We start from the raw sequence: 19,551 nt of genomic DNA on the forward strand, positions 1-19,551 counted from the left end.
TGGAGTTGAAAAAATGGCGGATTTCACACACTTTAATCAACAGGGACGAGCCCGTATGGTGGATATAAGTGAAAAGGCTGAGACAGAACGAACGGCCATTGCTGCGTCCAGTGTTAAAGTCTCAGAAGAAATTTATCAAAAAATCAACGATCATCAAATAGAAAAAGGCGACGTACTAGCGGTCGCTCAAGTAGCCGGTATTATAGCGGCAAAGAAAACATCTGACTGGATTCCCATGTGTCATCCATTGTCATTGAAAGGGATCGATATTTCATTTGATTGGCATGTCAAAGATGACGTGTTTGAATTGAAAATAGAAGCGTTTGTCAAAACAAAAGGCAGTACGGGAGTGGAAATGGAGGCATTAACTGCTGCTACTGCGACAGCATTAACCGTCTATGATATGTGTAAGGCGATTGATAAGGGCATGATCATTGGAGAAACACGCTTATTAGCGAAGAAAGGCGGAAAATCCGGTGACTATCATCGCGAACAAGGGGAGGATAACGGTGGAGCAAAATAAGATTCCGCAAGCAACAGCAAAAAGATTACCTCTATATTATCGGTTTTTAAACAATCTGCACATTCAGGGGAAAATGCGCGTCTCCTCCAAGGAATTAAGTGATGCAGTTAAAGTGGACTCAGCCACCATTCGTCGTGATTTTAGTTACTTTGGTGCTTTGGGAAAAAAAGGTTATGGCTATAATGTAGAATATTTGCTTGGCTTTTTCCGGAAAACGCTGGATCAGGATGAAACAACCGAGGTTGCCCTCATTGGGGTCGGAAATCTTGGTACGGCTTTTTTGCACTATAATTTTATGAAAAACAACAACACCAAAATCGTAATGGCGTTTGATACCAATAAAGAAAAAGTGGGAACCGATATTGGCGGGATACCTGTCTATCATATTAGCGAGCTGGAAGAAAAGCTCGGCGACGTACAAGTGGCTATCCTGACTGTACCGGCAAGCGAAGCGGATGGAATTACAGAAAGGCTTGTCAACCAGGGAATCGCTGGCATTCTGAATTTTACCCCAGCCAGAATAACAGTCCCCGACAATGTCCGTGTCCATCATATTGATTTAGCTGTAGAACTGCAAGCACTCGTCTATTTCTTAAAACATTATCCATTGTAGGGACAGAGGGCCGGTTTCGGGTCGGTTCTCCTGCCTCACCTTTAGGGACAGAGGGACAGGATCCTTGTCCCACCGTTTTTTTCCATGTGAAAGATTGCCGGAACAGAAGAACCGTCCCTTTGCCCCGGAACAATTTGGGTTATCTGTCATATAGTATAGTGATCGTTCAACTTTGGAAAAGGATTGGTTGTAAATGGCGGTTGTGCAAACATCTAAGTGGCTTGACGCGTACATGGCAAAAAAAGATAAGGAAACATCCCAAATAAAGGTAAGAAAACATCACCAAGAGCAAATAAGCGGCAGACTAAAACCCTATTTTCATCATGCAAATACTGTTGAAATTCATGAGCATTTACTGAGAAACGGGCTGTTTTTGCCAAGCCCGGACGATAAGTCAATCATCAAATCGTTAAAAGAAAAAAATTGTTGGGAGACCGTGAAGACATCACTAACCAAGCTGCGAAAAGATTGGCATGGCCCCGATGTCCCTGTCTTTATATTGCCTTCCAATGTGCAAAATCGAAAACTCCAGGCTGATTTTAACGGGCTATCCGGTTTGTCCTATCCGGATAAAGTGTTTTTGTTTGTCACCCCATACAATAAAAAAGTTGAGCTGGAGAAACTGCTGATTCATGAATATAATCATGTATGCCGGTTAAAACACCTTGATAAATCCGAAGCAAACATGGATTTGCTTGATTCTATTGTTCTGGAAGGTTTGGCGGAAATGGCCGTGGAAGAGCGCCTGGGCAAGGAACACCTGGCAAAATGGGCAACCCTTTATCCATCCAAAACGGCCTTGTATCACTGGGAAAAATGGCTTCAACCAAATTGTACCGTAAAAAGAGCCGAACGCAGGCACTATGAATTGCTGTATGGAAAAGGATTTATTCCGCGATGGGCCGGTTATAATGCCGGCTATCATATGGTTTCCTCCTATGTAGCGAATACAAATAGTACCATTGAGCAGATGTTGGATGTCCCAGCAGAAACAATTCTAAAGGAGTCCGACTTTCCAAAATAGTGTTACAAAGCCCGCTATATTGGCAGGCTTTGTAACATGTGGCAAGCAGCCGGTAAGGTATTTAAAGGGAGGGCAAACGAATCATCCACACATTCCGTCGTCTTGGTACGTTTTTTTACCAGAAGAAAAGTGGGGAAAATGCTGCAATGGCACCAAGGGCAATTCCTGAGACAAATCCCAGCCCAAACCCACCAAATCCCCATCCGTAGCCGTACCCGCCAAGACCTCTGTGCATTGGACGAAGGTAGACATGGGTAGGTGTGACCCGATCAACAATCCCATGATGTACCCGACCATCTTTCGTTCTAATCCTTACTGGTCTGCCCCTGCATTCCATGCATCGATGATAATAAGGATTTACAGGCATTCTTCAATTTACTCCTTTCTTAACCATAAAGGTATCCTTCTATTGATGTGTTTTCTCACAATAGATAAAGCAAACAAGTGAAATCAATCATTCACTGCTGTAATAATACCTTATGTATTTACCCCCCCTGATGATTGGACAATAGTCTCGGGGAATTCATTAAATTACGTTAAAACGGAGGGATAAAGTGGATGGAAAGGTACACGTATCATGATTTGTTGGCGTACCTTGGTGTGGGTGGAGCGCATCCAGGCGGGCTACCGCTTACTAAAGAAATTGTCCGGGAACTTCCGATTAAATCAACGGATCATATACTAGACGCTGGTTGCGGGACAGGACAAACGGCTGCTTTCCTGGCTGATAAATATGGCTGCCATGTAACAGCGATGGATCAGCATCCAATCATGATTGAAAAGTCAAAAGAATGATTCACCGATCGGGAAGTTACCGTTGATTTGGTCAAAGGGAACATCGAAAACAGTCAACTGGAAGCAGGCACTTTTGATTGGATTATCGTTGAGTCCGTTACAGTATTTACCAATATTCAGAAAGCGGTAAATGAATATTGGCGGCTTTTGCGCACAGGGGGAGTTCTGATTGATTTGGAAATGACGGCAGCTGATTCACTTTCCAAAGAGGAACTCGGTGAATTCCAGTCGTTATATGGACTTCACGAAATTCCAAAAGCGTCCGATTGGAAAAGAATCTTTAAAATGGCTGGCTTTCGTACAGTTGACAGTTTTAAGGAAGATACAGTAGCTGAGGTGCTGATGAGGCAGTCTTTTGATACAGAGGCATTTGCCCAGCAGGAAATTGATTTTTCCGTTGCTCTGGATCCTGCATTATATGAAATTTGGGATCATCATCAGTTGTTGACCGAGGCGTTCGCCAATAGATTGAAATATGTAGTTTACCGGGCCAAAAAGGGATAGTTCAGGCACATAAGTCTGTCGAGGCTACCATGAAGTAAGTAGAAGAGAGCATCAATTTTTGACAGGAAGAAGACCACTACTTCTTCCTGTTTTTTCGTTTGAGCCGAAAATGAATCAGCATTAATCTAATTGCTACACCAAACTGAAGTGTTGCAATAATGGCCAGTACGATAGTGGAAAAGTTCCACATGGTGTTCGTCACCGTTTTCGTAGCGATATATGTAAAAAAAATTCCCATTACAAAGTAAATAATGGCCATGATTTTCGGTGATGTTTGCATTATTATCCTCCAATAAAGTGAAACTTCAATCAGGGGGTTTTTCCCCCCTTAGCAGTTAATATATGATAAGAATCATTTGCACTTTGTCGGCTTGTTCCATCATTTTTTGCAGATCCTCCGGAGACAGGAGCAGTTGAACGATTACGGAAATCGAGTTGAGTGTCATATGTACGAGAATCGGTGCGATGATCCGTTTTGTTTGGACATAGACAAATGCCAGTACAAATCCCATCGAAGCGTAAATCAGTAAGTGTTCTGGTTCCTGATGAATAATCGCGAAAATCAAGGCGGACAACAAAGCCGCAAAGAAAAAGTTCATTCTCTTGTAGAACCAGCCAAAAATAATCTTCCTGAAAATGATTTCTTCCAGAATGGGCGCAATCAGTGCAGGGATAATCACAAATAAAGGAGCCATTCGTGAAATATTGATGATCATATTCGTGTTTTCGGAGCTACTTTGGATGCCAAGTAATTTTGTTTCGATCCAGACGGCTATAGCCTGAAAAACATAAGCCATGACAACGCCAGCAATCACCCACACAATGGTATAACCCCAATCCGCTGCGTTGCGGTTGTTATTTGCTTTCATTTCCGGCTTCATTAATAACAATGTCACCACAAGCCCCGCAATAAAGCTGAAGATTGTCCAATAAATGGATATGTCAAATTTATTCAACGAAGTAGTAAAATAGATGAGTGGCACAAATACAATGGCAGAAAATTGCATGATGATATAGGTTAGAATGACGTACCAATATCTTCTTGTCAAAATGAAACGACTCCTTTTGCGTTAAGTTGTATCAAAATAGTATATGCAAAAACACTAACCAATATTTTAGCATATTTTTCACCGGGATAATAAATACTATTGACTTGTGTTAAGGATTTTATTTAATTTGACTTTCTACAAAACAATCATCATACCATTTGATGCAATGTGTACAAATGGGAATATGACACCACCTCGAAATGTAGCAGTAACATGGATATTAGAAAAATGGATAAAAAAATAGAAGAGATTACTTGCATTTTTGTTCAGTATTATTTATTATATTAAGTGGAATTAGCACTCGGCATTCTTGAGTGCTAATAAAACAAAAAATACTTAGTAGAAACGAATTAAGGAGGTCGTCTCATTGATTAAACCACTAGGAGATCGTGTTGTAATCGAGCTTGTTGAACAAGAGGAAAAAACGGCAAGCGGTATTGTACTTCCAGACTCGGCAAAAGAAAAGCCTCAAGAGGGTAAAGTTGTTGCAGTTGGTGCTGGTCGTGTAACCGATAACGGTGAAAGGGTAGCCCCGGAAGTTGCAGAAGGTAATTTGGTCATCTTCTCCAAATTTGCAGGCACGGAAGTAAAATATGAAGGCACTGAGTACTTAATTCTTCGCGAAAATGACATTTTAGCTGTTATTGGCTAAAACAATGATAACATACGATTTTTTAAGGAGGGCATTTAAAAATGGCTAAAGAAATTAAATTTTCAGAAGACGCTCGCCGTGCAATGCTTCGCGGTGTAGATACATTAGCAGATGCAGTTAAGGTAACATTGGGGCCAAAGGGTCGTAACGTTGTTTTAGATAAAAAATTCGGTTCTCCATTAATTACCAATGACGGTGTAACAATCGCCAAAGAAATCGAATTGGAAGACCACTTTGAAAACATGGGAGCACAGCTTGTATCTGAAGTCGCATCGAAAACAAACGACGTTGCTGGTGACGGTACAACTACGGCAACTGTACTTGCCCAATCCATGATCAGTGAAGGTTTGAAAAACGTTACATCCGGAGCAAATCCTGTAGGTGTTCGTCGTGGAATTGAAAAAGCGGTTGAAGCAGCTGTTACAGAATTAAAGACTATTTCAAAACCAATTGAATCCAAAGAATCAATCGCTCAAGTTGCATCCGTTTCTTCAGATGATAAGGAAGTTGGCGACCTGATTTCAGAAGCAATGGAGCGCGTTGGCAATGACGGTGTTATCACTATTGAAGAATCAAAAGGATTTAACACTGAATTAGAAGTTGTCGAAGGTATGCAATTTGATCGCGGCTATTCTTCTCCATACATGGTAACTGACCAGGATAAGATGGAAGCAGAATTGGAAAATCCATATATCTTTATCACAGATAAAAAAATCAGCAATATCCAGGAAATCCTTCCAGTACTTGAACAAGTGGTACAACAAGGAAAACCACTTCTTCTCATTGCCGAAGATGTAGAAGGAGAAGCTCTTGCAACATTAGTGCTGAACAAACTTCGCGGTACATTTAATGTTGTTGCTGTCAAAGCTCCTGGTTTTGGTGATCGTCGTAAAGCAATGCTTGAAGATATCGCTGTATTAACTGGTGCAGAGGTCATTACAGAAGATCTTGGCCTGGAACTTAAAAACACAACTATCGAACAATTAGGTCGTGCGTCTAAAGTTGTTGTTACAAAAGATAACACAACCATTGTGGAAGGTTCCGGAAACCCTGAAGCTATTTCTTCCCGTGTGACACAAATCCGTGCACAAGCAGAAGAAACAACTTCTGAGTTTGATAAAGAAAAATTACAAGAACGCCTTGCTAAACTTTCCGGCGGAGTAGCTGTTATCAAAGTTGGTGCTGCTACTGAAACTGAGTTGAAAGAACGTAAACTTCGTATTGAAGATGCACTGAACTCAACTCGTGCAGCTGTTGAAGAAGGTATCGTTTCTGGTGGTGGTACTGCACTAGTGAACGTCTACCATAAAGTTGAGGGATTAACACTTGAAGGTGACGAAGCAACAGGTGCAAGTATTGTTCTTCGTGCTTTAGAAGAACCAGTACGCCAAATCGCACATAACGCTGGTCTGGAAGGATCCATCGTTGTGGAACGCTTAAAAGGCGAAAAAGTTGGTGTTGGTTTCAATGCTGCATCTGGTGAATGGGTAAACATGATTGAAGCTGGTATTGTTGACCCAACAAAAGTTACCCGTTATGCACTGCAAAATGCAGCATCTGTAGCAGCTATGTTCTTGACTACCGAGGCTGTAGTAGCCGACAAGCCAGAAGAAAACGCTGGCGGTGGTGCCCCTGACATGGGTGGCATGGGCGGCGGAATGCCGGGCATGATGTAAGCCAAACCCAGTTTTAAAGAAATAATAAGAAAGACACCCTCTTGTATGCTTGTTGATGCAAGAGGGTGTCTTTGTGTTTTACTGCATAGTTCCCTTTTGTTGTATAAGATAGGGTGTACAAATGAATGTACACCTTTCCATATTAATTTCCAAAGTTGTATGTTTGTCTTTAATCCATCTTATTCTAAATTATCACTGGCATATTGTGCTTCTTCTTCCGTAAATTGTTCCCCGTGTTCAGATATTAATGTATAAGCTGGATTCGTATTCAACTATGCTGGGGAATATCAAACAGAATTTGAATTATATTACCGTTCTCCAAATAGACATCACCATTTCGCATATGTTATAAATGTATTGATCCGGAACAATATTGATGATGTGAAAAAAACTAATTAAATGCCAGATCAATTAGAAGTAACTGTAGCATATTTTAATCAAATGAAATTCACAACAACGGGATAATGGTAGTTAAAACCATCATGCATATATGAAACTTCATGATGGTTTTTCATGTTAATAACGCGTACATCATGCCCGGCATTCCACCGCTCGTGTACCTGGATTTTTCCGTTAAAAGATGGACAACAAGTATAGTATTCATGGTACGGGAAGGATAAGGAATAAATAAAATTAAAGTGAGATAGTGAGGAGGGAGAGGAAGATGACAGCGGAAAAAAACGCGGCAATCCGATTGAATCGTGTAAATTATACGGCAGGTGATACGCCGATTATCAAAAATGTTACCGGTGATTTAACAGAAGGTGCGATTACTACCATTGTCGGACCATCTGGAGCGGGGAAGACGACATTATTCAGGCTATGTAACGGTCTGTTATCGCCCAGTACTGGAGAAATTTATATTAAAGATAAACGTACTTCTGACTATGATCCGGTAACATTACGCCGAACAGTTGGTATGGCCTTGCAAAGCGCGACAATGATCCCTGGAAGTGTACGGAAAAATTTAGCCTTGCCGCGTAAACTGCAAGGAAAGGATTTGACTGATGAAGAAGCCGAAAAAATGCTTCACACAGTCGGATTAGACGAGAGCCTTTTATCACGAAATATAAAAGATCTCTCAGGTGGCCAGCGGCAAAAACTATCCGTTGCCCGTACACTGGTCAATCAGCCTGACATTTTATTACTGGATGAAATTACATCCTCCCTGGATCGCGTTTCCAAGGAGGCAATGGAGGAACTGATTGTGAAAATTAATCGTGAACATGGGACAACCATTATTTGGATCAGTCATAACCTGGAGCAAGCAGAAACTATCGGTGATTATTCATGGGTTATGATGGATGGTGAAGTATTGGAAACAGGAGAGAGCGGTTTTCTTCACAATCCCCAAAATGAGCGGGTGGAAGATTTCGTGAAGGGGGTAAACAGATGAGCTATTTGACATTATCCATGGCTCTTATTTTTGTTTTCATCCCCATCGTATTATCCAAAGTATTTAAATTGGGGCTGGAAAAAGATACAGTAATTGCTACCGTCCGATCCATTATTCAATTACTTATTGTTGGCTATCTCCTGCAGTTTGTTTTTGATTCAGAGCATCGCATTTATATTATTTTGATGATTATTCTCATGATTGTCGCTGCAACGCAAAATGCACGCAAAAAAGGAACATTTATTAAAGGGATTACCTGGAAGTTAGTTGTTACGTTTACCGCTGTGGAAATATTGACCCAGGCCATTTTACTTGGGTTTCAGATTACACCAGCAACTGCCCAGTATATCATTCCAATTAGCGGGATGATGATCGGCAATTCTATGGTACTCTCCATTCTCTTTCTTAATCGGTTCATCTCTGAAGTTGATGCGAACTACGATCAGACAGAATTGATTCTATCGCTTGGCGGAACACCGAAACAGGCCATTCACAGACAACTCGTCGCTGCCATTAGAGCGAGCACGATTCCAACCATTGAAAGCCAGAAAACGATTGGCCTCGTTCAATTGCCAGGAATGATGAGTGGTCAAATTATTGCTGGTGCTGATCCAGTACAAGCGGTGCAATTTCAACTGCTGGTCCTTTTCTTACTTTTGACGGCTGCGGTTGTATCCAGTATTATGCTGGGTTATTTATCGTATCCAGCGTTGTTTAACCAGCGGATGCAATTGATTCTGAAGCCACAAGAACAAACAGAATAGCAAGTTGGTTTTTAGGCCAGGGTGAGATCGGCATCGCTGATATAATGTCCAAAATCGCTGATAGGAGGGCCGGAATCGCTGATAATGTCCAAAACCGCTGATAGGAGGGCTGGAATCGCTGATATAATGTCCAAAACCGCTGATAGGAGAGCTGGAATCGCTGATATAATGCCAAAAACCGCTACAACATCACGTAGCGGTTTTTCCCATATTTTAAGCTTCCTGTTCATACAATACAGGAGTTTCTGCTTTTTTGTTTTGTGACCGGGATGGAAGCATGTTGAATACGATATTCAGAATGATTGCTGTGAAACTGCCGGCAACAATGCCATTGCTTGTTAAAATTTGTACGCTTGCTGGCAAGTGGGCAAATAAATCAGGTGCTACTGTTACCCCAAGGCCCATTCCGACCGAACATGCAATAATCATCGGGTTTCCTTGTGATTGTGAGATGGTGTCGCCAAGCATTTTAATCCCTTGGGAAACAATCATTCCAAACATGGCAATCATCGCCCCGCCTAGAACCGGGTCAGGAATAATGGTTGCCAGCGCTGCAACTTTTGGCAGAAAACCGAGCGCCACCAGCATTAATCCAGTAAGCACAATAACACGGCGTGAACGCACACCTGACATTTGCATTAAGCCAACGTTTTGGGAAAAAGTAGTATAAGGAAAGGCATTGAAGATTCCGCCAATCACCGATGCAAGTCCTTCTGCCCGGTATCCTTTTGCCAAATCTTTTTCCTGCAAATCTTTTTCACAAATATCACTTAAGGCAAAATAGACACCGGTGGATTCAACAAGCGAAACAATTGCAACCAGCGTCATCGTAAGGATAGCGGGCCATTCAAATGTTGGCAAGCCAAAATGAAACGGTTCTACCATACGAAAAACCGAAGCATCTGCCACTGCAGAAAAATCGACCTTTCCCATGATCATTGCAACGATTGTGCCGGCAATTAAACCAAGCAAAATGGAAATAGAACGAATAAAACCAGTCGAAAAACGATAGATAAGAACGATCAAAAGAAGTGTTCCAAAAGCAAGCCCAATATTGGATAAGGAACCAAAGTCACTCGCTCCGTCACCGCCACCCATATTGGTTACCGCAACAGGGATGAGCGTAATACCGATGACGGTTACCACCGAACCAGTGACAACCGGTGGAAAAAAGCGGACAAGTTTGCCGAAGAATCCGCTGATTAGTATAATGATAAGACCTGAAGCGATTACGGATCCATATACAGCTGCTACGCCAAACTCACCACCAATGGCAATGATGGGACCGACTGCGGTAAATGTACAGCCGAGCACGACAGGCAGCCCAATTCCGGTAAACCGATTGCTAAAAATCTGCAGGAAGGTGGCAACTCCACACATTAAAATATCAATAGAAACGAGGTACGTTAAGTCTTCTCCCTGAAATCCGAGGGCACCGCCAATGACTAGTGGTACAACAACAGCACCAGCGTACATCGCTAATAAGTGTTGAATCCCCAACATCGTATTTTTCATTACGCACGAACCCCCTCGAAAAATTCGACATGACCATTTTTCAGGGAGGAGATGTTGGCTAATGATTCGACACGAACACCACGATCGCGCAGCAATTTGCCACCTGACTGAAAACCTTTTTCGATAACAATACCAATTCCGGCAAGTGATGCGCCAGTTTGTTCCACGAGATCTATTAACCCGAGAGCAGCTTGACCATTCGCCAGGAAATCATCAATAATCAGCACGATATCGTTGTTATGAATAAATTCTTTTGAAATGGAAATATCATTTGTTTCGTTCTTTGTGTATGAGTATACCTTTGCTGTGTATAGGTTATCGGATAAGGTAAGTGATTTTCGTTTTCGGGCAAAAATGACAGGTGCATCCAACACGAGACCAGCCATCGTTGCCGGGGCTATACCTGATGATTCAATGGAAAGAATTTTGGTAATTCCCGTATCATGGAACCGTTTAGCAAATTCCTCCCCGATTTCCTTCATCAGCTGTGGGTCGATTTGGTGGTTTAAAAATGAATCAACCTTTAACACATCATCCGATAGCACTTTTCCTTCCTGACGTATTTTATCCTTCAGTCTTTGCATTATTTGCTCTCCCTTCCAAATCATCTTTAATGGTCCCCGGACAAACAAAAAAGCCCAAACGACCGTGCATCCATTCATTATGAGTGGAGCAAAGTCCTTTGAGCTGTAACATCGAAAGGAAAAGAAAGGAAATAACACCTTTCCCATTGCTACTCATAGTCAGTTTGTTATCGGCAAACTGGTAGAAACTTACAGGCCATATTCCTGAGATTATATGAGTGAATGCGTCTTATAAGAATGTCCTCATTATAACATGGAAATGGCAAAATTCAATGGTTTTTTGTCGAAAACCGATTATTTCACCTATAAAGAGCCGGGTTGTTCGTTTCCAAGTTGAACCTCTGTTAAGCCGCTTAATTCAACAGGCTGAGAATGGTGCATTTCATCAAGCGGGAAAACGGTTGCTGTTTCATTGTTTGGGTCAAGTGCTTGTATATAAACGGGAATGCCATGGTAATGAACATTGATCATCGGTAATGATTCCACAATTTCCTGTGCTCGCTGTATATCCATAATGCTCTCCTTTAGATGGCTTATCTCTATTTTTGGCGGAATAGGGATAACTATGTCAGGGAGAACCAGCCATTTTTGTACGCTTTTGCTTATGAATATCAACCAAACCTGCTCCATATCGGCCAAATAATCTCGTATATCAACCAGAATTACAGGATATCGGCCGGAAAAGAAGAATATCAACCAAAAGCACGGAATATCAACCCGGAGCACGCTGATATCGACTGAATCCGTGCATATATCAACCGCAGTCGTGTGGATATCGACCGAAAGCCAGGCAACCGCTACCTTTTGTCTATCTTTCCTCTAAGCAAAATAAATTGAATCAAAAAGCCAACTGCAAGACCAAGCGGGAGAAATAGTATCGGCAGCCACATCGGTCCCGGCAGTATACCAAATAGTCGGAGTCCGGGAGAGAAAATTAAACCTAATGTAACAAAATAAGCGGAAAATACAAAAGGCATAAAGGAATAGGATCTTTTTCCCCCGCCGGCATCACGAAATGCATCCCACATCGCAAAGAAATAAAGACAAGGATAAAACATGAGCCACAGGTAGTTTGTTTGCTCGACTGCCTCCAGTGTTTTCCCATTAAAACTTAGAACAATAATCGTGTTAAAATTTCCATTGACGTTAATGATAAACTCCAAAATGACAAAAAATATACCTTTGATGTAGTGTTTATTCAATAATTGGCCAAATCCGGGTAAAGCGATACTCCATAGCAGCATTTCTAATTTTTTATTTCGGGACTCATGGCTCGTTTGCATAGCCAAGGCCTATTGTGCCAAATCTTTGCGATCTGCTGCCATCGGTGGTTGTTCCATCCAGCCATGTTCGATCAGGATATTGGCCCCTTTGTTGGAGTACTTGCCGACTTCAGCCATATGTTGTGCATACATTGCACCTAGATCATGCCTTGGGCTAAGTGACATCGATGTACCGTATTGTCCCAGACCGGAGGCAATTAATGTTGTTATCAAACACATCATCAACTTGTCGGAAAAAGGGGCAACCGTTGAATTGGTTACTTCGGAAGTTAAGATGCATGCACCATCGGGAATATAATCTTTATTTAAAATTTTAGTGAACGCCTTGAGCTGTTTCGCGGCAATATCACGTCCTTTTTCAAAATACTGACGAACCTCTTTAGACTTGGCTACTTGCGCAAATCCGGCAATAAGTGCCTGTCCAAGCGCATTACGTCGTGTATTTAATACCAGTGCGGTAATTTCGACACCTAATAATGGCCGTTTTTCACCAAACCAGCCGGTCAAAAAGCTATCATTCGTAACAAATTCAACTTCTCTTGCTTTAGGAATTTTGGGGTAACTAATGTAGAATCCTTTTTCTTTTGTCAGGTTTATTGTTTTTTTAAACAAATGCTTTGCTGTATCAACACAGGTTGCATAAAAATGAATGATATCATCACGTTCTGACTGGGTCATAGCCAATCCCATAATGGCGATGTCAAAGTTGCCAATATTTAACATCAGGTCCAGGTAAATCCGGTCAGAAAATAGCCGTGGTGCATCCAAATAAACATCGTTTTCCGTAAAACCTTGTGGAATCGGGTAATCTTCCGCATTGAGGATGTTGGTCACCGTTGTTTGAATTTCCTCTGAAAACGCCAAAAAATCCTCAAGAACATTACGAATGTCCGCATCATCGACATGTTCCAAAAAATAACGCAATCCGCAAATCATCATTGTACTATTTTGATAGGATGTCCAAAGACTGGAAATTTCCGCTGCTGTTAATTCTTCATTTTGTTCATCTGCGTTTGCCATTGTTTCCATTCCCTCACTTCTATTTATCTGAATTGTATGCATGTCAGGCACTCCCCTAATTCTGAATAATGTGTATACCGTGCTTATTGGGTCACCCTGCATCTGTGTTAGCTTCGGGCGCACTGTCTTTGCTCATGCTAGTTCATTTTCTTCGTTTGGTTAGTTTGGCAAATATCGCCGGTTATATACTCGTCTATTTCGCATAAAAACATGAAAAATGGGAAACCAAAGGAGAGTGGTATCTCAAGGGGACTGTCCCCAAAAGGGAGAGATTGCGATGGGTTTTTTCAAACGTAAAAAGCAAGAAAAAAAGAAACAAAAGGATGGCAGCAGGTACGGTGTCGAGTTGGTCAAACAGCTTGATAAGAATACGGAAATCATCAAAACCATGCTGGATCAGCCGAATGACTTGATCGTTCGTACATTCTCCGTTCGAAATACGGAGCATAAATGCGCTGTCATTTGTATCGATGGGCTGGTAAATACTGCTGAAGTACATAACAGTATTATTTTAAGAATTCAGGGTGTAACAGAAAGAAAAGAACTCCCAAGTAATACGAAGGCTCTGTTTGACACCATTTTTCAGGAAATGATCGTATCAAGTGATATGGAAAAAGGACATTCGATGGATGATGTGATTGATGCGATTCTTTATGGGGGTACCGTGTTTTTCCTGGATGGAATCGATGAAGTTCTTATCATGGATACGAAAGGTTGGGAAACCCGATCCATTGAGGAGCCGCAAACAGAACCAGTTATTCGCGGTCCAAGAGAGGGCTTTGTAGAAAATATTCGTACTAATATGGTATTGATCAGGAGATATATTCGCGATCCAAATTTGCGCTTTAAAACGGAAAAGATTGGGAAACGCTCCAAAAAGAATCTGGTCGTCACGTATATTGAGGGTGTGACTCATCCGGATTTGATTAAAGAAGTCAATCGCCGCCTAAAGACCATTGATATGGATGATGCTCCCGAATCTGGGTTTATTGAACAATGGATTGAAGATAGCTATTTATCTCCGTTTCCGCAAATCACTAATACGGAACGACCAGATAAAGTTGCGATCGCATTATTACAAGGGAAAATTGCTATTCTGCTGGATGGAACCCCGCTCGTACTAGTGATGCCGTTTAATATTGGTGATGCCCTGCAGAACCCTGAGGACTATTATGAGCGCTGGGCAGTGGGGACGTTAATTAGGGCACTAAGGTATCTGGCCGCTTTTATTGCAATGTTTGCCCCGGCACTGTATGTTGCGCTTATTTCGTTTCATCAGGGCATGCTTCCATCAAAGCTCGCCTTTTCGATTGCCGCATCAAGGGAAGGGGTACCATTTCCTGCTATTGTAGAGGCATTATTAATGGCAATCACGATGGAGCTATTGCGGGAAGCGGGTGCCCGGTTACCAAAGACCATCGGGGACACGATTGGTATTGTCGGTGGGTTGGTTATTGGTGAAGCCGCGGTACAGGCAGGTATTGTCAGTCCGGTTATGGTTATCGTGGTGGCATTGACGGCAATTGCTTCGTTTTCCATGCCGGAGTATAGTGTGTCGATTGCTTTTCGGATGATTCGCTTTGGATTTATGATTGCGGCAGCGTTTTTTGGCCTGTATGGAATTATTCTTGCGTACATTATGCTCAACATTCATATTGTTAATTTGAAAAGTGTTGGTGTGCCTTTTTCGACTCCTTTTGCACCAAGTTTTCTGTCTGATTGGAAGGATCTTGTATTTCGTGCACCGGTTCAGGTATTAACGAAACGTCCACAATATTTGGACACAAGGAACGTGAAATCCGGCGATAACCATTATAAAGGCGACAAAACGAATAAGAAAGACAAAGGAAATAAAGGAGACAACGGATCATGAAATGGTTTGAATATGGCGATGAAAAAATTAGCCATCGGGAAATCTTGATTGCGATACCATCCATTATGATCGGTGTTGGTGTCTTGTCATTACCGAGAGATTTGGCTGGTGAAACAATTGGCGTAGATGGCTGGATATCGCTATTGATTAGTGGTGGGTTTATTATTCTTATTACCTGGTTAGCTGCCAGGTTAGCCATCCGTTTTCCACATCAATCGTTTGTTTCCTATTCAGCCAAACTTCTTTCCAAACCAGTAGCAGTTGTTGTAACGTTTATTTTTATTGTCATTGCCCTATGGTTGGCCGCTTTGGAGGTACGGGAAATATCGGATATTGCCAAACAGTATCTATTTGACCGTACACCACTTGAGATCCTGTCGCTTACATTTTTGCTTGTAGTCATTTACGCGGTTTCCGGTTCACGGGCAGGAATCTTTCGTCTAAATTTGATGTTCCTGCCGATCATTATTTTTATTGCCTTGGCGGTTATTGTATTGAATATTGGCTGGTTTCGGCTGGATCATTTACTGCCAGTTTTTGAAACAAGCTTTACAGGTTATCGTAAGGGGATTGGTAGCAGCCTGTCCCCTTTAATGGGATTTGGGATGATCCTGTTGTTTTATACGTCACTTGTCGACAGGCCGAAGAAGGTACCACGATCTGCTGTAATTGGGACATGTATCCCTATTGTATTATATATCTTCCTGTACATAACCAGTATTGGTGTGTTTGGCAACTCGGTAACGTCCAATCTGATTTTTCCTGTGATTGAATTGGCCAAAGTAGTAGATATACCGGGTGGGTTCTTTGAACGATTTGAATCGATATTTTTCGTAATTTGGATCATGGCGATTTTTAATACAACGGTAATGGCATTGGATATTGCCGTATTGGCACTTGGCAACATGTTTAAAAATAAATCAAAAATCACCATGGTTTGCATCCTGTCACCAATCGTGTATGTAGTCGCCATGTATCCGGAAGATTTAGTTGGTGTTGCATCCATGGGGAAATATTTAGGCTATGTCTCCATCGGTTTTACAACGTTCATTACGATCTTGCTGACCATTATTGCCAAGCTAAGGAAGGTGAGACAAAAATGAGACGACCTGTAATGGTACTTCCCTTATTTATTGCGTTGACATTGATGCTGGCAGGCTGTTGGGATACCACTGATATTGAAGATCGTGGTTTTATTGTTGGTTCCGGTATTGATTTAGGAGGAACGGAGAACGGCGGAGATGGGATCACCTTGACCCACCAATTTGTGGTACCAGCCGGGATCGGTACACCAACAGATGGCGGGGGTGACACGCAGGCATTTGATAATCTCACATCGTCTGGGGAAAGTATGTTTGATATCTCCCGCCAAATGACCGAAAAAACAAGTAAGAATCCCTTTTACGAACATGAGAAGGTCATTGTTATTTCGGATAAGGTAGCAGAGCAGCCATATTTGTTTGGAAAAGTAATGGATATGTTCCTGCGCAATTCGGAAATGCGCAGAAACATTAAAGTTGTTATCGCCAATGGACAGGCAAGCAAGGTCCTGGACACCAAACCGCAAAGTGAAAAAATACCGATCATTTACCTGGACGACATTCTGGAAAACAGTGTTGCCAATATCACGGAAATCCAGCCTATTGTAAATGGCGATGTGCAGGATAAATTATTAAATAAACTAAGCTATATACTTCCCCTTGTGACCCCCAAAAAGAAAAGTATCGAATCGATGGGTGCTGCTGTTTTTAACGGATACAATAATCAAATGATTGGCGTACTTAACGGTTTGGAGACAGAGGGATTAAACCTGATTACCGGAAATGGGAAGGAAGGGAACATTAAAATTGCGATTCACCAAAAGAACATTGCGTACGAGCTAAAAGATGTCAAAAGCAAGATCAAACTGAATGTTGATGATATAAAACATATGCATGTGCAGGTGAATATCGATACCAGCGGGGACATTTCGGAAACGTTTGGTACACAGAACCTGTTTCAAGGTGGATCATTAAGTGAAATCGAAAAACAGGTATCCCGCGAAATTAAAAGAATTGCCGAACAAACGATTAATACAGCACAAATGGATTTAAAAACAGATGTATTTGATATTGGCAAAATGTTAAAAGAACATCATTATAACCTGTGGCAACAAATCAAAGATGACTGGGATCATGGAGAGAATTACTTCTCGGATGTCACATTCGATGTAAATGTTACGTCAAGAATCAACGCAACAGGTAATGTTAATAAGACGAAGAAATAGGGAGCTGGCATTTCATGTGGACACGTATATTAGAATTATTGCCGGAACCGATTGTGATCTTTTATACCATTGTGGCATTCCTGGTGCCGCTTGTAATTTATAAAATCAATCGAAAACTGCATCGATTTGGTGATCCGCCATGGAAGGAAGATGAAAAAGGGGTGGACGAGGATGCGTAAAGCGGAGGGATAGTTTAATGTCCCTTCGCTTAATAAATAAGACTTGGATTGGGAGAGATTCGCTTTAACTCGGGAGACGGTTTGGCCAGGCCAGGAGGGAATCGCATCAACTCGGGAGACAGCCCGCTTTGGTCGGTAGAGAATCGTAGTAACCTGGGAGACAGCCTCCCCAGGCCGGTAGAGAACTGCACCAACTCGGGAGGCAGCCTGCTCTGGCCAGGAGGAAATCGCATCAACCCGGGAGACAACGCGCCCGGTCGGGGGAAGAGGAAGTAATAAGGTAATAGAAATCGAACCTCTATTATAAAACCACCTAATCAAACTTGGATTAGGTGGTTTTATAAACTGTTTTATTCATTTCGCGGTAAAATTTTTACGGTCGCACTTACGGGTCCTTTTCCCAACATAGGTGAAAGATACATACTGTTACTGTATTTTTCTTTATAGGCCTCGTCTATCTTTGCTGTTAATTCAGGATCGGTATCTACTGGTTGAAAAGTAACATTGTATTCTTCCCCTGCTAATTTTATTTTTCCGGCTTTTTGTTGAACAGCAGATTGATACCATCTGGAATGTTGACCATTATAAGCTCTGACATATAGATTGTTATCTGCAACAACGGACCAAATCCAAGTTGGTGTTCCAGGGGTTTTGCCATCACTGTAAAATGGCGATATATACATATCATCAGCTTGGGAAAAAGCAGCAAGTTGCTCTTGACTCCAGTTGGCTTGCATGTCGTTCACCTCCTTGTGTTTTATGATAATGCTAATACCTAGAGTCCACTCTAAGTCAAGAATAATGATCAAAATTGACTATACTGGATGTTATAAATAAATGTTAGAATTTGAGGGTTTATCCATTTTGATTATATTTTTCAATATTATTTCGAATTTGCTCTAAAAATTTACCCGCTGCATTGGAGAATACTTGATGTTTTTTCCAGATAATATTCAAACCAGCCTCTAATTTGGGATTCAATGGTTTAAAGCAAAGGTTGCTGTTGCCTGATGTATTAATCAGTTTGTCTATGCATAAGGCGTATCCAAGATCTTCTTCCACCATACGTGCGGCGTTATATAGCAAGTTATACGTTCCAGTAATATTTAAATCTTTAACATTTTGTCCAAACCATCCGGATAGCTCATTATCGACAGTTGTTTGACGAGAGATTATTAAAGGCTTATCCATTAGATCCGCTGGTTGAATCGATGGTTTATCCGCCAAAGGACTATCTTTACGCATTAAAACGCCCCAAACATCGGTAGCGGGTAATTGTATGTAATCATATTTTTGTTTATCCATTGGTTCAATAACAATACCAAAATCTAATAACCCACTATCTAACTTGCTGGTAATATCATCTGCATTTCCACTGTACAAATGAAATTGAATACTAGGATAACACGCAAGTAATGCTTTTAATGTTTTGGCAATAAAGTGCATCGCCTCTGTTTCGCCACCACCAATGTATATTTCGCCGCTGATAATTTCTTCGGGCTGGTTAAAATTAGCTTCCGTTTTATCCACTAATTCAACAATTTCTTTCGCTTTTTTTAATAAGAACACACCTTCATTTGTCAAGGTGATTTTTCTGTTTCCTCTGATAAATAAAGGAGTGCCCAATTCCTTTTCAAACTCACTTAATTGTCTAGATAATGATGGCTGTGATACATGGAGATATTTCGCTGCACCCGAGATACTCTGCTGGTTCGCTACCGCAATAAAATAGCGTAACAATCGGATTTCCATCATGAGCTTCCTCTCCTATGCTTAATAGTTATACCAATCTATTTGATATAGGTATTTGTTATCTGGATTGTATCATTTTAGAA

The 19,551-nt window shown here is 41.4% G+C and carries 23 protein-coding genes, 2 pseudogenes and 1 riboswitch; of the genes and pseudogenes, 14 read left to right on the forward strand and 11 right to left on the reverse strand.

The features are described 5' to 3' along the window. Nucleotides 1–13 precede the first annotated feature (13 nt). The 3 genes from moaC (at nt 14) to O2S85_RS03385 (ending at nt 2,160) form a co-directional block, all read left to right on the forward strand. On the forward strand, nt 14–523 hold the full coding sequence (gene moaC / locus O2S85_RS03375) for a cyclic pyranopterin monophosphate synthase MoaC (RefSeq protein ID WP_269411324.1): 510 nt from the start codon (nt 14–16) through the stop codon (nt 521–523). Then, a complete protein-coding gene (locus O2S85_RS03380; RefSeq protein WP_269412458.1) occupies nt 504–1,136 on the forward strand; it encodes a redox-sensing transcriptional repressor Rex in 633 nt (210 codons plus the stop codon). The genes moaC and O2S85_RS03380 overlap by 20 nt, the downstream gene beginning before the upstream one ends. A gap of 232 nt (nt 1,137–1,368) precedes the next feature. Next, the gene (locus O2S85_RS03385) at nt 1,369–2,160 is read left to right on the forward strand and encodes a DUF2268 domain-containing putative Zn-dependent protease (protein WP_269411325.1); all 792 of its coding nucleotides are present in this window, start codon (nt 1,369–1,371) and stop codon (nt 2,158–2,160) included. Nucleotides 2,161–2,275: 115 nt separating this feature from the next. On the opposite strand, the gene O2S85_RS03390 is transcribed toward O2S85_RS03385, so the two are convergent. Then, nucleotides 2,276–2,527, reverse strand: coding sequence for a hypothetical protein (locus tag O2S85_RS03390; protein WP_269411326.1), 252 nt, complete (start codon nt 2,525–2,527; stop codon nt 2,276–2,278). A 191-nt stretch (nt 2,528–2,718) separates the two neighbouring features. On the opposite strand from O2S85_RS03390, the pseudogene O2S85_RS03395 reads away from it, so the two are divergent. Next, nucleotides 2,719–3,459, forward strand: a pseudogene (locus tag O2S85_RS03395) (class I SAM-dependent methyltransferase). A 76-nt stretch (nt 3,460–3,535) separates the two neighbouring features. On the opposite strand, the gene O2S85_RS03400 reads toward O2S85_RS03395, so the two are convergent. Continuing rightward, the gene (locus tag O2S85_RS03400) at nt 3,536–3,739 is read right to left on the reverse strand and encodes a YdiK family protein (RefSeq protein WP_269411327.1); all 204 of its coding nucleotides are present in this window, start codon (nt 3,737–3,739) and stop codon (nt 3,536–3,538) included. Between the two features lie 55 nt (nt 3,740–3,794). After that, a complete protein-coding gene (locus O2S85_RS03405) occupies nt 3,795–4,508 on the reverse strand; it encodes a CPBP family intramembrane glutamic endopeptidase (protein ID WP_269411328.1) in 714 nt (237 codons plus the stop codon). A gap of 367 nt (nt 4,509–4,875) precedes the next feature. On the opposite strand from O2S85_RS03405, the gene groES reads away from it, so the two are divergent. Continuing rightward, nucleotides 4,876–5,160, forward strand: a complete 285-nt coding sequence (groES, locus tag O2S85_RS03410; protein WP_269411329.1) for a co-chaperone GroES — start codon at nt 4,876–4,878, stop codon at nt 5,158–5,160. Between the two features lie 41 nt (nt 5,161–5,201). Then, the gene (groL, locus tag O2S85_RS03415; protein WP_269411330.1) at nt 5,202–6,836 is read left to right on the forward strand and encodes a chaperonin GroEL; all 1,635 of its coding nucleotides are present in this window, start codon (nt 5,202–5,204) and stop codon (nt 6,834–6,836) included. Nucleotides 6,837–7,015: 179 nt separating this feature from the next. Here groL and O2S85_RS03420 read toward each other — a convergent pair whose 3' ends face one another. Further along, nucleotides 7,016–7,108, reverse strand: a complete 93-nt coding sequence (locus O2S85_RS03420) for an Ltp family lipoprotein (RefSeq protein ID WP_269411331.1) — start codon at nt 7,106–7,108, stop codon at nt 7,016–7,018. Between the two features lie 52 nt (nt 7,109–7,160). Here O2S85_RS03420 and O2S85_RS18730 point away from each other — a divergent pair. From O2S85_RS18730 to O2S85_RS03430, 3 genes and pseudogenes are all read left to right on the forward strand, one after another. Next, nucleotides 7,161–7,235: pseudogene (locus O2S85_RS18730) on the forward strand (hypothetical protein); the annotation flags it as partial. Nucleotides 7,236–7,500: 265 nt separating this feature from the next. Continuing rightward, complete coding sequence (locus tag O2S85_RS03425; protein ID WP_269411332.1) at nt 7,501–8,232, forward strand: ABC transporter ATP-binding protein; 732 nt, start codon at nt 7,501–7,503, stop codon at nt 8,230–8,232. Further along, nucleotides 8,229–8,996, forward strand: coding sequence for an ABC transporter permease (locus O2S85_RS03430; RefSeq protein WP_269411333.1), 768 nt, complete (start codon nt 8,229–8,231; stop codon nt 8,994–8,996). Before O2S85_RS03425 ends, O2S85_RS03430 begins: the two co-directional genes overlap by 4 nt. Before the next feature lie 213 nt (nt 8,997–9,209). On the opposite strand, the gene O2S85_RS03435 is transcribed toward O2S85_RS03430, so the two are convergent. The 3 genes from O2S85_RS03435 to O2S85_RS03445 form a co-directional block, all read right to left on the reverse strand. After that, on the reverse strand, nt 9,210–10,511 hold the full coding sequence (locus O2S85_RS03435) for a nucleobase:cation symporter-2 family protein (protein ID WP_269411334.1): 1,302 nt from the start codon (nt 10,509–10,511) through the stop codon (nt 9,210–9,212). Continuing rightward, a complete protein-coding gene (locus O2S85_RS03440; protein WP_269411335.1) occupies nt 10,511–11,095 on the reverse strand; it encodes a xanthine phosphoribosyltransferase in 585 nt (194 codons plus the stop codon). The genes O2S85_RS03435 and O2S85_RS03440 overlap by 1 nt, the downstream gene beginning before the upstream one ends. Before the next feature lie 136 nt (nt 11,096–11,231). Continuing rightward, nucleotides 11,232–11,333: riboswitch (purine riboswitch) on the reverse strand. Nucleotides 11,334–11,398: 65 nt separating this feature from the next. Continuing rightward, complete coding sequence (locus tag O2S85_RS03445; protein WP_269411336.1) at nt 11,399–11,608, reverse strand: H-type small acid-soluble spore protein; 210 nt, start codon at nt 11,606–11,608, stop codon at nt 11,399–11,401. Between the two features lie 15 nt (nt 11,609–11,623). Here O2S85_RS03445 and O2S85_RS03450 point away from each other — a divergent pair, with 15 nt between their 5' ends. Then, complete coding sequence (locus O2S85_RS03450) at nt 11,624–11,836, forward strand: hypothetical protein (protein ID WP_269411337.1); 213 nt, start codon at nt 11,624–11,626, stop codon at nt 11,834–11,836. 56 nt (nt 11,837–11,892) lie between these two features. On the opposite strand, the gene O2S85_RS03455 is transcribed toward O2S85_RS03450, so the two are convergent. After that, entirely contained in the window at nt 11,893–12,378 is a 486-nt protein-coding gene (locus tag O2S85_RS03455) for a hypothetical protein (protein WP_269411338.1), read from the reverse strand. Nucleotides 12,379–12,387: 9 nt separating this feature from the next. Next, on the reverse strand, nt 12,388–13,440 hold the full coding sequence (locus O2S85_RS03460) for a DUF3231 family protein (RefSeq protein WP_269411339.1): 1,053 nt from the start codon (nt 13,438–13,440) through the stop codon (nt 12,388–12,390). A gap of 235 nt (nt 13,441–13,675) precedes the next feature. Here O2S85_RS03460 and O2S85_RS03465 point away from each other — a divergent pair, with 235 nt between their 5' ends. The 4 genes from O2S85_RS03465 to O2S85_RS03480 are packed head-to-tail and all read left to right on the forward strand — an operon-like array spanning nt 13,676 to nt 17,716. Then, on the forward strand, nt 13,676–15,271 hold the full coding sequence (locus O2S85_RS03465) for a spore germination protein (protein ID WP_269411340.1): 1,596 nt from the start codon (nt 13,676–13,678) through the stop codon (nt 15,269–15,271). Then, nucleotides 15,268–16,374: a GerAB/ArcD/ProY family transporter gene (locus tag O2S85_RS03470; RefSeq protein WP_269411341.1), complete on the forward strand. Its 1,107-nt coding sequence runs from the start codon at nt 15,268–15,270 to the stop codon at nt 16,372–16,374. The genes O2S85_RS03465 and O2S85_RS03470 overlap by 4 nt, the downstream gene beginning before the upstream one ends. Beyond that, the gene (locus O2S85_RS03475; RefSeq protein WP_269411342.1) at nt 16,371–17,537 is read left to right on the forward strand and encodes a Ger(x)C family spore germination protein; all 1,167 of its coding nucleotides are present in this window, start codon (nt 16,371–16,373) and stop codon (nt 17,535–17,537) included. Before O2S85_RS03470 ends, O2S85_RS03475 begins: the two co-directional genes overlap by 4 nt. 14 nt (nt 17,538–17,551) lie before the next feature. Continuing rightward, nucleotides 17,552–17,716, forward strand: a complete 165-nt coding sequence (locus O2S85_RS03480; RefSeq protein WP_269411343.1) for a hypothetical protein — start codon at nt 17,552–17,554, stop codon at nt 17,714–17,716. 350 nt (nt 17,717–18,066) lie between these two features. Here the strand turns inward: O2S85_RS03480 and O2S85_RS03485 are convergent, their stop codons facing one another. Together O2S85_RS03485 and O2S85_RS03490 are read right to left on the reverse strand one after the other, a co-directional pair. After that, nucleotides 18,067–18,453, reverse strand: a complete 387-nt coding sequence (locus O2S85_RS03485; RefSeq protein WP_269411344.1) for a DUF2255 family protein — start codon at nt 18,451–18,453, stop codon at nt 18,067–18,069. A gap of 118 nt (nt 18,454–18,571) precedes the next feature. Continuing rightward, entirely contained in the window at nt 18,572–19,468 is an 897-nt protein-coding gene (locus tag O2S85_RS03490) for a LysR family transcriptional regulator (RefSeq protein WP_269412459.1), read from the reverse strand. Nucleotides 19,469–19,551 lie beyond the last annotated feature (83 nt).

Source organism: Lentibacillus daqui, assembly GCF_027186265.1.
GTDB lineage: Bacteria > Bacillota > Bacilli > Bacillales > Amphibacillaceae > Lentibacillus_C > Lentibacillus_C daqui.

Excerpts from the sequence above, each read along its gene's own strand:
- moaC (WP_269411324.1), top strand. The coding sequence starts at position 14 with ATGGCGGATTTCACACACTTTAATCAACAGGGACGAGCCCGTATGGTG.
- O2S85_RS03385 (WP_269411325.1), top strand. The coding sequence starts at position 1,369 with ATGGCAAAAAAAGATAAGGAAACATCCCAAATAAAGGTAAGAAAACAT.
- O2S85_RS03390 (WP_269411326.1), bottom strand. The coding sequence starts at position 2,527 with ATGCCTGTAAATCCTTATTATCATCGATGCATGGAATGCAGGGGCAGA.
- O2S85_RS03400 (WP_269411327.1), bottom strand. The coding sequence starts at position 3,739 with ATGCAAACATCACCGAAAATCATGGCCATTATTTACTTTGTAATGGGA.
- groL (WP_269411330.1), top strand. The coding sequence starts at position 5,202 with ATGGCTAAAGAAATTAAATTTTCAGAAGACGCTCGCCGTGCAATGCTT.
- O2S85_RS03425 (WP_269411332.1), top strand. The coding sequence starts at position 7,501 with ATGACAGCGGAAAAAAACGCGGCAATCCGATTGAATCGTGTAAATTAT.
- O2S85_RS03430 (WP_269411333.1), top strand. The coding sequence starts at position 8,229 with ATGAGCTATTTGACATTATCCATGGCTCTTATTTTTGTTTTCATCCCC.
- O2S85_RS03435 (WP_269411334.1), bottom strand. The coding sequence starts at position 10,511 with ATGAAAAATACGATGTTGGGGATTCAACACTTATTAGCGATGTACGCT.
- O2S85_RS03440 (WP_269411335.1), bottom strand. The coding sequence starts at position 11,095 with ATGCAAAGACTGAAGGATAAAATACGTCAGGAAGGAAAAGTGCTATCG.
- O2S85_RS03445 (WP_269411336.1), bottom strand. The coding sequence starts at position 11,608 with ATGGATATACAGCGAGCACAGGAAATTGTGGAATCATTACCGATGATC.
- O2S85_RS03450 (WP_269411337.1), top strand. The coding sequence starts at position 11,624 with ATGGCTTATCTCTATTTTTGGCGGAATAGGGATAACTATGTCAGGGAG.
- O2S85_RS03455 (WP_269411338.1), bottom strand. The coding sequence starts at position 12,378 with ATGCAAACGAGCCATGAGTCCCGAAATAAAAAATTAGAAATGCTGCTA.
- O2S85_RS03460 (WP_269411339.1), bottom strand. The coding sequence starts at position 13,440 with ATGCATACAATTCAGATAAATAGAAGTGAGGGAATGGAAACAATGGCA.
- O2S85_RS03465 (WP_269411340.1), top strand. The coding sequence starts at position 13,676 with ATGGGTTTTTTCAAACGTAAAAAGCAAGAAAAAAAGAAACAAAAGGAT.
- O2S85_RS03470 (WP_269411341.1), top strand. The coding sequence starts at position 15,268 with ATGAAATGGTTTGAATATGGCGATGAAAAAATTAGCCATCGGGAAATC.
- O2S85_RS03475 (WP_269411342.1), top strand. The coding sequence starts at position 16,371 with ATGAGACGACCTGTAATGGTACTTCCCTTATTTATTGCGTTGACATTG.
- O2S85_RS03480 (WP_269411343.1), top strand. The coding sequence starts at position 17,552 with ATGTGGACACGTATATTAGAATTATTGCCGGAACCGATTGTGATCTTT.
- O2S85_RS03485 (WP_269411344.1), bottom strand. The coding sequence starts at position 18,453 with ATGCAAGCCAACTGGAGTCAAGAGCAACTTGCTGCTTTTTCCCAAGCT.
- O2S85_RS03490 (WP_269412459.1), bottom strand. The coding sequence starts at position 19,468 with ATGGAAATCCGATTGTTACGCTATTTTATTGCGGTAGCGAACCAGCAG.